This window comes from Streptomyces sp. NPDC028928 (assembly GCF_055564915.1).
This window is the reverse complement of sequence record NZ_JBVHVI010000008.1, coordinates 107,978-121,140: the sequence shown is the minus strand read 5'-3', so window position 1 is coordinate 121,140 and position 13,163 is coordinate 107,978. Positions and strand designations below refer to the sequence as shown.

General features: G+C 74.8%; 9 protein-coding genes and 2 tRNA genes. 8 read left to right on the top strand and 3 right to left on the bottom strand.

What is annotated here, in order from left to right; translation table 11 throughout:
- Positions 1-30: 30 nt before the first annotated feature.
- The 5 genes from ACZ4U1_RS20370 to ACZ4U1_RS20350 all read left to right on the top strand — a co-directional run bounded on the left by ACZ4U1_RS20370 (position 31) and on the right by ACZ4U1_RS20350 (position 5,060).
- Positions 31-936 carry a bifunctional MaoC family dehydratase N-terminal/OB-fold nucleic acid binding domain-containing protein gene (locus ACZ4U1_RS20370; protein ID WP_467904880.1) on the top strand — a complete coding sequence of 302 codons (906 nt, stop codon included), beginning with the start codon at positions 31-33 and terminating at the stop codon, positions 934-936.
- The gene (locus ACZ4U1_RS20365) at positions 933-1,325 is read left to right on the top strand and encodes a MaoC/PaaZ C-terminal domain-containing protein (RefSeq protein WP_467904878.1); all 393 of its coding nucleotides are present in this window, start codon (positions 933-935) and stop codon (positions 1,323-1,325) included. The genes ACZ4U1_RS20370 and ACZ4U1_RS20365 overlap by 4 nt, the downstream gene beginning before the upstream one ends.
- Complete coding sequence (locus ACZ4U1_RS20360; RefSeq protein ID WP_467904876.1) at positions 1,322-2,488, top strand: lipid-transfer protein; 1,167 nt, start codon at positions 1,322-1,324, stop codon at positions 2,486-2,488. The genes ACZ4U1_RS20365 and ACZ4U1_RS20360 overlap by 4 nt, the downstream gene beginning before the upstream one ends.
- Positions 2,489-2,718: 230 nt before the next feature.
- Entirely contained in the window at positions 2,719-3,279 is a 561-nt protein-coding gene (locus ACZ4U1_RS20355; RefSeq protein ID WP_467904874.1) for a SigE family RNA polymerase sigma factor, read from the top strand.
- A gap of 125 nt (positions 3,280-3,404) precedes the next feature.
- Positions 3,405-5,060 carry a long-chain fatty acid--CoA ligase gene (locus ACZ4U1_RS20350; RefSeq protein WP_467904873.1) on the top strand — a complete coding sequence of 552 codons (1,656 nt, stop codon included), beginning with the start codon at positions 3,405-3,407 and terminating at the stop codon, positions 5,058-5,060.
- Positions 5,061-5,072: 12 nt separating this feature from the next.
- Here the strand turns inward: ACZ4U1_RS20350 and ACZ4U1_RS20345 are convergent, their stop codons facing one another.
- Positions 5,073-6,284, bottom strand: coding sequence for an MFS transporter (locus ACZ4U1_RS20345; protein ID WP_467904872.1), 1,212 nt, complete (start codon positions 6,282-6,284; stop codon positions 5,073-5,075).
- A 134-nt stretch (positions 6,285-6,418) separates the two neighbouring features.
- On the opposite strand from ACZ4U1_RS20345, the gene ACZ4U1_RS20340 reads away from it, so the two are divergent.
- Entirely contained in the window at positions 6,419-7,003 is a 585-nt protein-coding gene (locus ACZ4U1_RS20340) for a TetR family transcriptional regulator (protein WP_467904871.1), read from the top strand.
- Here the strand turns inward: ACZ4U1_RS20340 and ACZ4U1_RS20335 are convergent.
- Complete coding sequence (locus ACZ4U1_RS20335; protein ID WP_467904870.1) at positions 7,000-11,805, bottom strand: PAS domain-containing protein; 4,806 nt, start codon at positions 11,803-11,805, stop codon at positions 7,000-7,002. The genes ACZ4U1_RS20340 and ACZ4U1_RS20335 overlap by 4 nt on opposite strands.
- Positions 11,806-12,000: 195 nt before the next feature.
- Entirely contained in the window at positions 12,001-12,537 is a 537-nt protein-coding gene (locus ACZ4U1_RS20330; protein WP_467904869.1) for an SSI family serine proteinase inhibitor, read from the bottom strand.
- 242 nt (positions 12,538-12,779) lie between these two features.
- On the opposite strand from ACZ4U1_RS20330, the gene ACZ4U1_RS20325 reads away from it, so the two are divergent.
- Together ACZ4U1_RS20325 and ACZ4U1_RS20320 are read left to right on the top strand one after the other, a co-directional pair.
- Positions 12,780-12,870, top strand: a tRNA-Ser gene (locus tag ACZ4U1_RS20325).
- A gap of 203 nt (positions 12,871-13,073) precedes the next feature.
- Positions 13,074-13,146: transfer RNA gene (locus ACZ4U1_RS20320), tRNA-Arg, on the top strand.
- The last annotated feature ends 17 nt before the right edge of the window (positions 13,147-13,163 follow it).

The following is a 13,163-nucleotide window of genomic DNA, read 5'->3' as shown; positions in this document are numbered from 1 at the left end:
AGGAACTGTTCCCGAGGTCAGGGGGTGGCGGTGCGCGACGAGCAGGTGCACGACGAACTGGGCGCGCGGCTCAAGGGGTTCGAAGGGCGGCCGGCCGCCGCCTCCGGTGCCGGCAAGGATCCGGTGAACGCCCCGATGATCCGGCACTGGTGCGAGGCGCTGGGCGACACCAATCCCGCCTACACCGGCCCGGACGCCATCGCCCCGCCCACCATGCTCCAGGTCTGGACGATGGGCGGCCTGAGCGGACACCAGGGCCGCACCGGGGCGTACGACGAACTCCTCGGCCTGCTGGACGCGGCGGGCTGCACCGCCGTGGTGGCCACCGACTGCGAGCAGGAGTACCTGCGGCCGCTGCGGCCGGGCGACGAGATCGTGTTCGACACGGTCATCGAGGAGGTCTCCGGCCGCAAGACGACGAAGCTCGGCACGGGCTACTTCGTCACGACCCGGACGGACGTCCGGGTGGACGGCGAGCCGGCCGGCACCCACCGCTTCCGCATCCTCAAGTACGCCCCCGCCCCCAGGACACCCCGGGCGCGCCGCCCCCGCCCCGTGGTCAACCGGGACAACGCCGGCTTCTGGCAGGGCGTGGCCGAGCGCCGGCTGCTCATCCAGCGCTGCACGGACTGCGGCACACCGCGCCACCCCTGGCTTCCGGGCTGCAACGCCTGCGGCAGCCCCGAGTGGGACACGGTGGAGGCGAGCGGCGAGGGCACGGTCCACTCGTACGTGGTGATGCACCACCCGCCCTTCCCGGCGTTCGACCCTCCCTACGCGGTGGGCCTGATCGAACTCGCCGAGGGGGTGCGGATGGTGAGCAACGTGGTGGGGGTGCCGTACGACAAGGTGCGCATCGGGCTGCCGGTGCGGCTGGAGTTCCAGCGGTGCGACGAGGAGCTGACGCTGCCGGTGTTCCGGGTGGTGGACCGGTGAGGGCCGGGGACCGGCTGCCGCCGCTGGAGATCCCGGTGACCCGCACCCTGATCGTGGCCGGCGCCATCGCCTCCCGGGACTACCAGGACGTGCACCACGACCCCGAGCTGGCCCGGCAGAAGGGCGCGCCGGACGTCTTCATGAACATCCTCACGACGAACGGCCTGGTCGGCCGGTACGTCACCGATCACTTCGGCCCCACGGCGGTGCTCCGCAAGGTCGCCATCAGGCTGGGGGCGCCCAACCATCCGGGGGACACCATGGTGCTGACCGGCAGCGTCGAGGAGGTCGACGGCGACACGGCCGTGGTCCGGGTCGTCGGGGCCAACGGCCTCGGCACCCATGTGACGGGCACGGTGACGGTCACGGTCCCGGAGGCCGCCCGATGAGCCTGCGCCGCCGCGACACCCTCGGCGGGCGCGCGGCGGTCGCCGGCATCGGGGCCACCGAGTTCTCCAAGGACTCCGGCCGCAGCGAGCTGCGCCTCGCGGTGGAGGCGGTACGGGCCGCGCTCGACGACGCCGGGCTCACTCCGGCCGACGTGGACGGTCTGGTGACGTTCACGATGGACACCAGCCCGGAGATCACCGTGGCCCAGGCCTGCGGGATGGGCGAGCTGTCCTTCTTCTCCCGGGTGCACTACGGCGGCGGGGCGGCCTGCGCCACCGTCCAGCAGGCGGCGCTCGCGGTGGCGACGGGCGTGGCTGAGGTGGTGGTCTGCTACCGGGCGTTCAACGAGCGGTCGGGCCGCAGGTTCGGCGCGGGGGTGCAGCACCGGGAGCCCTCGGCGGAGGGCGCGGCGCTCGGCTGGGTGCTGCCGTTCGGGCTGCTCACCCCGGCCTCCTGGGTGGCGATGGCGGCCCAGCGCTATCTGCACGCCCACGGCCTGACGCCGGAGGCGTTCGGGCACGTGGCCGTGGTGGACCGGGCGTACGCGGCGACCAACCCGGCCGCCTGGTTCCACGGCCGCCCGATCACCCTCGCCGAGCATGCCGCCTCCCGCTGGATCGCCGAGCCGCTGCGGCTGCTGGACTGCTGCCAGGAGACCGACGGGGGGCAGGCGGTCGTCGTCACCTCCCTGGAGCGGGCCCGGGACCTGCCCCGCCCGCCCGCCGTGATCGCGGCGGCGGCCCAGGGCGCGGGCCGGGCCCAGGAGCAGATGACCAGCTTCCACCGGGACGACCTGACCGGCCTGCCGGAGATGAGCGCGGTGGCCCGCCAGCTGTGGCGCACCTGCGGCCTCGGCCCGGACGACATCGACGTGGGGATCCTCTACGACCACTTCACCCCGTTCGTGCTGATGCAGCTGGAGGAGTTCGGGTTCTGCGGCCGGGGGGAGGCGGCGGACTTCGTGGCGGAGCGGCGGCTGCCGCTGAACACCCACGGGGGCCAGCTCGGGGAGGCGTACCTGCACGGCATGAACGGCATAGCGGAGGCGGTCCGCCAGCTGCGGGGCACGGCCGTGAACCAGGTCCCGGGCGCGGCCCGCACCCTGGTGACGGCCGGCACCGGGGTGCCGACGTCGGGCCTGGTCCTGACGGCGGACGGCTGACCTCCGCAGAGGCAGTGCCCCGTGGCCCGGTCGTACCGGTAGCCCCCGGGGTCGTACCCGTGGCCTTCGGGGTCGTACCCGTGGACCTCAGGGTCGTACCCGCAGACGGGACGAGCCCGCGCTCCACCTTCAGGAGGTGCGGCCAGCCCCACCCCTACAACCTGAGGGGGACTCCGCTTCGGGACCTGCGGCCGATCCCGGGGGGTGGGTCCCGCTCCTAGCGTGGAGCCATGACCACACCCGTCTGCACCAGCGCCTCGGCCGCCGCCGCACCCGCGCGGCAGACCCGCACCCACTACCCCTCGTTCGCGTCCTACGTGCGGGCCCGCCGGCCGGTCCTGCTGCGCACCGCCCGCTCCCTGACCGCGAACCCCTGCGATGCCGAGGATCTGCTGCAGACCGCGCTCGCCAAGACCTATGTGGCCTGGGAGCGCATCGAGGACCAGGGGGCGCTCGACGGCTATGTGCGCCGGGCGCTGCTGAACACCCGGACCTCACAGTGGCGCAAGCGCAGAGTGGACGAGTTCGCCTGCGACGAGCTGCCCGAGCCGGAGCCCGTGCCCGGCCACGACGATCCGGCCGAGCGGCAGGCGCTGCACGACGCGATGTGGCGGGCGGTCCTGCGGCTGCCGGCGCGCCAGCGGGCGATGGTCGTCCTGCGGTACTACGAGGACCTCAGCGAGGCCCAGACCGCCGAGGCGCTCGGCGTGTCGGTGGGCACGGTGAAGTCGGCCGTGTCGCGCGCGCTGGGCAAACTGCGGGAGGATCCGGAGCTGGTGCCGGCCCGCTAGCCGAGGTTTCCGTCACCTCAGTGACGTACCCCCTAGTGACATACCGCGTGGTATGTGCGCAGAATCAGCGCACCCCTACCCCCGTGTAGGACCACCGCGTAGGCAATGTCGCCCGGGAGGACGCCGTGCTGGCCACCATGCAGGACGTACCGCTGCTGATCTCCAGGATCCTGACCCACGGGTCGACGGTCCACGGCTCGTCGCAGGTGACCACCTGGACCGGGGATCCGGAACCACACCGGCGCACCTTCGCCGAGGTCGGCGCCCGCGCCGCCCAGCTGGCGCACGCGCTGCGGGACGAGCTGGGGGTGACCGGCGACGACCGGGTGGCCACCCTCATGTGGAACAACGCCGAGCACGTCGAGGCGTACTTCGCGATCCCCTCCATGGGCGCCGTCCTGCACACGCTGAACCTGCGGCTGCCCGCCGAGCAGCTGGTGTGGATCGTCCAGCACGCGGCCGACAAGGTCGTCATCGTCAACGGCTCCCTCGTCCCGCTGCTCGCACCGCTGCTGCCGAAGCTGACGACGGTCGAGCACATCGTCGTCACCGGGCCCGGCGACCGCGCCCCGCTCCAGGGCGCCACCGCCCAGGTGCACGAGTACGAGGAGCTGATCGCCGGCCGGCCCGCCCACTACGACTGGCCGGAGCTGGACGAACGCCAGGCCGCCGCCATGTGCTACACCTCCGGCACGACCGGCGATCCCAAGGGCGTGGTGTACAGCCACCGTTCCATCTACCTGCACTCGATGCAGGTCAACATGGCCCAGTCGATGGGCCTGACCGACCAGGACACCTCGCTCGTCGTCGTGCCGCAGTTCCACGTCAACGCCTGGGGGCTGCCGCACGCCACCTTCATGACCGGCGTCAACATGCTGATGCCGGACCGGTTCCTGCAGCCGGCCCCGCTCGCCGAAATGATCGAGCGCGAGCGGCCCACCCACGCGGCGGCCGTCCCGACCATCTGGCAGGGGCTGCTCGGCGAGCTGCAGGCCAGGCCGCGTGACGTCTCCTCCCTCAACCAGGTCACCATCGGCGGCGCGGCCTGCCCGCCGTCGCTGATGGCGGCCTTCGACGAGCTGGGCATGCGGGTCTGTCACGCCTGGGGCATGACGGAGACCTCCCCGCTGGGCACGGTGGCCCGCCCGCCGGCCCACGCCGTCGGCACGGACCAGGAGTTCGCCTACCGCGTCACCCAGGGCCGCTTCCCCGCCTCCGTCGAGGCCCGGCTCGCCGGCCCGGACGGGGAGCGCCTGCCCTGGGACGGCGAGTCGGCGGGCGAGCTGGAGGTGCGCGGCCCGTGGATCGCGGGCGCCTACTACAACGGCCCGGACGCCGAACCGCTGCGCCCCGCCGACAAGTTCAGCGAGGACGGCTGGCTGAGGACCGGTGACGTCGGCACCATCTCCCCCGAGGGCTTCCTCACCCTCACCGACCGCGCCAAGGACGTCATCAAGTCCGGCGGCGAGTGGATCTCCTCGGTCGAGCTGGAGAACGCGCTGATGTCCCACCCGGACGTCGCCGAGGCCGCCGTGGTCGCCGTACCGGACGAGAAGTGGGGCGAGCGCCCGCTGGCCACGGTCGTCCTGCGGCCCGGCGCGACCGCCGGCTTCGAGGCCCTGCGCGCCTTCCTCGCCGAGGAGTGCCGCATCGCCAAGTGGCAGCTGCCCGAGCGCTGGACGGTCATCGAGTCGGTGCCGAAGACCAGCGTGGGCAAGTTCGACAAGAAGGTGCTGCGCCGGGAGTACGCGGAGGGCCGGCTGGACGTCACCCGTCTCTGACCGCCCCCGCGGTCACCTCCGCCCGCCCCGCACCGTCGTCGTCCACCCCAGCACCAGCCACACCCCCGCCACCGCGCACACCCCGCCCCAGCCCCAGTGGCCGAAGGCGGGGCCCGCGACGGCCGAGGCGAGGGCGCCGCCGGCGAAGCCGGAGACGACGTAGGCCGTGTTGGCGGTGGCCGGCGTGGACGTCGTGGTCAGGGCCAGGGTCTGGTTGGCGACATGGGAGGCGACCAGGGCCGCGTGGATCGCGACCGCGGCGGCGAACAGCGCCGGCAGCACCTGCCCGCCGAGCCAGAACAGCGGTACGGCGACGGCGGCCAGCAGGTACGCGGCGCCGACGACCTTCGCCGCGCCGAACCGGTCCACCAGCCCGCCCGCCAGCGGCGCCACCGCGCTGGCGGTCAGGCCGAAGAGGCCGAAGAGGCCGGCGGTCGCGGTGGACAGGCCGTAGCCCGGTCCGGTCAGCAGCAGCGCGAGGGAGGTCCACAGGGCGCTCCACGCGCCGAACATCCCCGCCTGCCGCACGCACGCCCGCCACAGGTCGGGCGAGCGGCGCAGCAGCCCCGGCAGCTCGGCCATGCCGGAGAACAGCCCGCCGCGCCGCTCCCGCCGCTCGGCCGGCAGGGCCAGCGCGGTGGCCAGTCCCAGGGCGAGGGTCAGCACGGCGGACCCGCCGAACACCCAGCGCCAGCCGAAGGCCTGCCCGGCGAGACCGCCGACGACCCGGGCCGCGACGATGCCGGTGAACAGCCCGGCGATGACGGCCGCGACATGCCGGGCGCGCCGGTCGGCCGGGGCGCGCGCGGCGACCAGCGGGACGAGCAGCTGCGGTACGACGGTGGCCGCGGCGGCGGCGAACACGGCGGCGGCCAGGGCCGCGGTGTTCGGGGCGACGGCCGCGAGGAGCAGCGCCGCCGCGGTGGCCACGGAGAGCCGGCCGACGAGCCGGCGGCGGTCGACGCGGTCGCCGAGCGGGGCGAAGAAGAGCAGGCCGGCCGCATAGCCGAGCTGGGCGACCGAGGCGATCCAGGCCACGGCCGAGGGGACGGTGCCGAAGTCGTGGGCGATCAGGGGCAGCAGCGGGGCCGCGAGATAGATGTTGGCGGCCGTGACTGCGGTGCAGACGGCGATGAGCAGGAGGAACAGGGAGCCGGAGGCGGACCGCTCGGGGGCGGGGGCGCGGACTCCGGGTGCCTGGCGGGTGGTGGTGGCTGACGGCATGAGCGGAGGTACTCCTTAGAGCCGACTCACACAACTAACTGGTTGGTTGTAAGCGGTCAACAGCGTGCACCGCCGCCGCATTCCCCGTCAACCAAACAGTTGGTTACCGGTCCCGCGCGCCCTACCCTGTCCCCATGGCAGCAGTGAGGGACCCCGAGGCCACCAAGGCCCGCATCTTCGAGGCGGCGGTCGCCGAGTTCGCCCGGCACGGCATCGCGGGCGCCCGCATCGACCGCATCGCCGCCGCGGCCAAGGCCAACAAGCAGCTGATCTACGCGTACTTCGGCAACAAGGCGGAGCTGTTCGGCAAGGTCCTGGGCAAGGTCATGCTCGACCTGGCCGCCGCCGTCCCCGTCGACCCCGACGACATCGAGGGCTGGATCGACCGCCTCATGGACTACCACGAGGCCCACCCCGAGGTGCTGCGCCTGCTCTTCTGGGAGGGCCTGGAGTACGGCGCCACCACCGAGCTGCCCGACGAGGCCGAACGCCAGGAGCACTACCGCCGGAAGGTCGCCACCCTCCAGGACGGTCAGGACCGCGGTGTCGTCACCGACGCCCTCCCGGCCCGCGACCTGCTGTTCCTGCTGATCGCCGTGGCCAACTGGGCGGCGGTCCTCCCGCAGATGAAGCGCATCCTGGTGGGCGCGGAGCCCGCCGACCGCGACCGCCTGCGCGCCTCGGTGAAGGAGGCGGCGCGCAGGCTGGTCGCCCGCTAGTTCGTGCCGATCCTGGCCAGCAGATCCACGATCCTGCTCTGCACCTCGGCGCTGGTGGACCGCTCGGCGAGGAACAGCACCGTCTCGCCCGAGGCCAGCCGCGGCAGGTCGGCCTGGTCGACGGCGGCCGTGTAGACGACCAGCGGGGTGCGGTTGAGCTGCCCGTTCGCGCGCAGCCAGTCCACGATGCCGGCCCGTCGGCGGTGCACCTGCATCAGGTCCATCACCACCAGGTTCGGCCGGAACTGCCCCGCCAGCGTCACCGCGTCGTTGTCGTTCGCGGCCCGCGCCACCTGCATCCCGCGCCGCTCCAGCGTCGAGGTCAGCGCCAGCGCGATCTCCGCGTGCTCCTCGATGAGCAGCACCCGCGGCGGATGCTGCTCACTGTCCCGGGGAGCCAGCGCCTTCAGCAGTACGGCGGGATCGGCGCCGTACGCCGCCTCGCGCGTCGCCTGCCCCAGCCCGGCCGTGACCAGCACCGGCACCTCGGCGGCCACCGCGGCCTGGCGCAGCGACTGCAGTGCCGTCCGCGTGATCGGCCCGGTCAGCGGGTCCACGAACAGCGCGGCGGGGAAGGCCGCGATCTGCGCGTCGACCTCCTCACGCGAGTGCACGATCACCGGCCGGTAGCCACGGTCGCTGAGCGCCTGCTGGGTCGTCACGTCCGGCGCGGGCCACACCAGCAGCCGGCGCGGGTTGTCCAGCGGCTCCGGGGGCAGCTCGTCGTCCAGCGGCTGCGGACGCGGGGTGTCCGCCACCTCGACGGCCCCACCCGGACCGTCCAGCGGCTCCGGCCCCTCGGCGGCGTCGGGCTCCGGGGCGCCTATGGCGTACGACCGCCCGGCCCCCTCGGTACCGGCGGCCGGCCGGGACTGCCCGCCGAGCGAGGACTGCCCGCCGAGCGAGGGCTGCGGCATGGGCGCCGGGCCGGGTGCCGGGGTGGTCTGCGGTACGGACGGCTGTCCCGCGGGCGACGGCTGCGCGGGCGCCGGTTCGGCCGGCGGGTGCGGCCGGGCCGCCTGGTCCGGCTGCGGCTCCGGGCGGGTGGCCGGGTCGGGGGGCGTGCCCAGCTTGCGCCGCCGACCCGAACCGCCCGGCGCGTGCGGCGGCGGAGTCGCCGTCGGCTGCTGCACCTGGGCGGCCTGCCGCGCGAACGGCACGCCCTGCCCGAGCGTACGGACGCTGATCGCCCGCCCCTGCGTCGAGTCCGGGTCGACCGGCACACCGCCCGCGGCCTCCGCGGGCAACGGCTGCGCGGCCCGCAGCGGGGTGCCGGGCGCGGGAGTGCCATGGGCCGGGGTGCCGGGCGCGGGAGTGCCGGCAGCCGGGGTCGGCGTCGCGGCACCGGCGGTCTCACCGGCACCGGGCCACTGCTGCGGGACACCGGCCGCCGGACCGCCGCCGGGGGGCACCTGCCCGGTTCCGGCCTCGGCCGGCAGCGGGAGCGCACCGGGGGGCGGCAGCGGAGTACCGGTCGGCGGAGTACCGGTCGGCGGAGTACCCGGCTGGGCGGCGGCCGGGGGCTGCGACGCCTGGGCGGGTACGGCCGAGGGCTGCTGGGCCGGCGCGGGGGGCGCGGGCTGCGCCACCGTGCCGTGCGCGGGCGTGGTCTGTGCGGGCGTGCCCTGGGCAGGGGCGGCCGGGGAGGGCGCCACCGGGGCGGGTGCGGCCTGGGCGGGAACGGCGGGACGGGCCACCGAGGCCTGCTGGTCCGCGGCACGGGGCCGGGCACCGGGAACCGTCGGCTGGGCCGGTGCGGACGGCTGCCCCGCCGACGGTACGGGACCGGCCTGGACGGGAGCGGCCTGGACGGGGACGCCCTGCCCGGCCGTGCCCTGCGCCGGAACGCCGTGCGGCGTCTGGGCGGGAGCCGGCGGTACGGCCGTGGCCTGCGGGGCCTGGCCAGGAGCGGCCGGTGCCGGAAGGGGCTGCGGCGGGGTCTGCACGGGCGCGGTCCCCGGCGCCACCGGCTGGGCCACGGCCCGGCGCCGGCGGCCGGTCGGGGCACTGGTCGGATGCGGCTGCGGCGGGGTGTGGTCCTCGGCCTGGTCGAGCGGTACGGCGTCGTGCCGGCCGTCGTCACCCGGGACGGCCTCCACGGACACCGGCATCTGGGCGGGCACCTGCACCTGGGCGGGCACCGGGGCGGCACCTGCCTGAGGCTGGGCGTTGGGAACGGCCGGGTTTCCGGCATCCGGAGCCACGGGGGCCCCGGCATCCGGCGCCAGGGGGACTCCGGCATCCGGCGCCAGGGGGGCCCCGGCACCCGGCGCCACGGGCGCACTCGCACCCGGCGGCACCGGCACGGCCGCACCCGGCGGCACCGGCACGGCCGCACCCATGGCGGGGGCCACGCCGTTCGGCGGAGCCGTAGGGTCCGGGGACCGGTCCGCCTCGGCCGGCGGCAGGGCGAAGACCGTACGCGCGCCGCTCGCCTCCTGGGCCGCGGCCCGCTCGGCCGCGGCGGCCAGCGCCCGCCGGCGCCGTCCGGTCGGCTGGGCGCCCTGAGCCGCCTCGCCACCCTGCGCGGGAACCACCGAGGCACCCTCGGCCGGAACGGCCTGCGCACCGGCAATCGCGGGTGTGGCCTGCGCACCCGGAACGGCCTGCACCCCCGCGGCCGGCTCCCCGCCGGCCGCCGGACGTGCCGGTGGCAGGGCGGCCTGCGGGGCGTCGGAGTCGCGGCGGGCACGCCGGCCGGTCGGCGCGGGCACGCCCTGCGGCGGCACCGTGCCACCGAGCCCCGTGTTCGAGGCGGCGGCCGCCACGCCCTGCTCGGCCGAGGTCACCACGGCACCCTCGGCCACACCCTCGCCCGTACCGGCGCCGTCGGCGGGCCGTCCGCGGCGCCGTCCGGTCCCGCCGGACGCGGTCTCCGCGGCCTCGGCCACGGCCACGGCGGCCTCCTCGGCGGGCGCCGCGGCACGCCGACGGCGCCGCCCGGTCGGTACGGGCGCCTCCGCCTCACCGGCGTCACCCGCGCCGGCCACGTCACTCTCCAGGAAGGCGTCCGTCGAGGCCCGCCGGCTCCGCCGTCGGCCGCCACTCTGCCCGGCCGTACCGGAGTCGTCCGCGGCGGCCTCACCGGAGTCGGGAGCCTGCGCCGCGGCACCGGCCGGGGCACCGGCGGCGACCGCGCCCGCCCCGCCGCCGAGCGGCACTTCGAGGACGTACGCGCTGCCGCTCATGCCCGGCACCTCGTGCGTCTGCAGCACACCGCCGTGGGCGCGGACGATCCCGCGCACGATCGGCTCGTGCACCGGGTCGCCGCCGGCGTACGGCCCGCGCACCTCGATGCGCGCGACCTCACCACGCTGCGCCGCGGCCACGACGACGGTGTTGTCCAGGTAACCGCCCGCCGACACGGGCGTGTTGCCGGTCGCGTCGACCCCGGCGACGTCGGCCACGAGATGTGCGAGCGCGGTGGCCAGCCGCTGCGGGTCGACCTCGGCCTCGATGGGCGGCGCGTGGACGGCGAACTGCAGGCGCCCCGGCCCGACCAGCTCGACGGCGCCGTCCACACCGGCGGCGACGACGGCGTCCAGCATCACCTTCGTACGGGTGATGTCCTCGCTGCCCGCGTCCAGCCGCTGGTACCCGAGGACGTTGTCGATCAGGGTCGTGATGCGGGAGTAGCCGGCCGAGAGGTGGTGGAGCACCTGGTTGGCCTCGGGCCACAGCTGCCCCGCGTCGTCGGCGGCGAGGGCGGACAGCTCGCGGCGCAGCTCGTCCAGCGGCCCGCGCAGCGACCGGCCGAGCAGCGTGAGCAGCTGCTCGTGCCGCCCGGCGAGGGCCTCGTACCGGTCCTTCTCCCGCTCGGCCAGCGCGGCGTACCGCTCCTCGCCGGCCGCCAGCTCCTCCGCGTGCTTCTCGCGCAGCTCCTCGACCTCGGTGACGTGCTGCTGGCGCAGCGCGGTCAGGTCGGAGGCGTGCTCCTCGGAGAGCCGCTCCAGCTCGTCGGCGTGCGCCTGCTCCAGCGCGGCCTTCTCCTCGACCAGGGCGTCGTACGGCCGCCGGTCGGTGAAGGTCATCACGGCGCCGACGAGCTGGTCCCCGTCGCGCACCGGCGCGGTGGTCAGGTCGACCGGCACCTTCTTGTCGCCCTTGGACCACAGCACCTGCCCGCGCACCCGGTGCTTGCGTCCGGAGCGCAGGGTGTCGGCGAGCGGCGACTCCTCGTACGGGAAGGGCGAGCCGTCGGCGCGGGAGTGCAGCACCAGGGTGTGCAGCTCCTTGCCCCCCAGCTCACCGGCCCGGTACCCCAGTATCTGGGCGGCGGCCGGATTGACGAGCACGATCCGCCCGTCGGTGTCGGTGCCCACGACACCTTCCGCTGCCGCCCGCAGGATCATCTCGGTCTGCCGCTGCGAGCGGGCCAGCTCCGCCTCGGTGTCGACGGTCCCGGACAGGTCCCGGACCACGATCATCAGCAGCTCGTCGCCGGTGTAGCCGTAACCGTCGTACGCCTGCTGCCCGTTCTCCAGGTTCGCGCTGGTGACCTCGACCGGGAACTCGCTCCCGTCGGTCCGCCGGGCGACCATCCGGGTCGGCTTGGTCCGTCCCGTGGGATCCATGTGATCGGGCCGCCGCATGGACCCGGGGATCAGCCGGGAGTCGAACTCGGGCAGCAGATCGAGCAGCCCGCGCCCCACGAGAGCCGTACCAGGCGCCTCGAAGGCCTCCAGCGCGATGGTGTTGGCGTTGACGACGGTTCCGTTGGCGTTGACCAGGACCAACGCGTCCGGCAGCGCGTCGAGTATGGCTGCGAGGCGAGCAGCGCCTCGGGATGGCCTGCTGCTCACGAGACGCCTTCCTCCCTGTTACCGCACCTTGCCGACCGCTCGGGCCATCTTGCCAACCGGCCCGCGACGTGTCACGCGAGGGAGTCTAAGGGCACGGGTTGTGCTCGCGGCGCCGGATGAGGGGGAGGTCCCACGACGAAGTGACGGCGAACGCATGACCGTATGCTCCGGATCCCCGAGACCTCCCCGGGACCTTTACGGAACCAATGCGTCCGCCCAGGTTCCCGCAGCGCCCTGAGCGGACGCGGGCGACGCGGCCGACGCGGCCGAGGGGCCCATCTTCGGCAGCAGCGGCACCATCCGGTCCCACCGTCCGATCTCGCACCCGTTGCCGCGGTCGTACGAGGCGTCGACCGGGCGTCCGGCCCAGGTCCCGGTCACCCGGGCGGTGGCCGGGCCGCCGTAGAGCATGGTGCAGGCGGTGCCGGGGGCCACCGGCGCGAAGGGATCCCGGCCCCACCGCGTGTTCGCGTCGAGCGCCCGGCAGGCCCCGTCGGCATCCGGGTGCCGGCCGGAGCTGGGGTGGCAGTACACCTGGTACGTCCCGTCCCGGCCCGCTCCGGCGTGCCGGACCACGACGGTGAGGTGATCACCCCGGTCCTCGGGCCGCACGGGCGGCGGCAGGGCACCGGCCGCGGCGGCGGGTACGGCGGTGAGCGGGGCGAGGGACGCGACGGCGGACAGGGACGCCAGCAGGAGGCGCCGTCCGGCGCGCGGCAGCACAGAGACCATGCCCGGTCCAACGCCGATCCCGCAGAGACGTTGCGCCCATGCCCTCCCTCGGCCCCCTCCCCCTCTCGTCGCCCCCCGTTCCCCTCCCTCCCGTTCCCCTCCCGTCTCTTCCGCCCCGCCGGGCGAAGCCCTTTGCCCTGTGGCCCGACTGCCTAGTACCGTGGGGGGCGATTGGTGACGCGGTGCTCGACTGTGTCATCATCTGCACGCACCACTCGCGCGCTCGCGTGAGCGGTTGTGCTGGAGGCGTCGCCTAGTCCGGTCTATGGCGCCGCACTGCTAATGCGGTTTGGGCCTTAAAGCCCATCGAGGGTTCAAATCCCTCCGCCTCCGCCCCGATCCCGAAGCCCCGGTCCCCAGGACCGGGGCTTCGGCGTTCCCCGGCTCCCCCCCGCTCCTCGATGCTCTGGGTGTTTTCGCAGGTCACAAGGGGTGTGCGGATCGGATTTCACATGACGGCGGCAGTCATGTAATGTTCTTCCTGTCGCCGCGAGCGGGCCGAAAGGACCGGGAGCGGGGGCGAAACAAAAGAACAAGCACTCGTAGCTTAACGGATAGAGCATCTGACTACGGATCAGAAGGTTGCAGGTTCGAATCCTGCCGAGTGCGCACAGAACGAAGGCCCC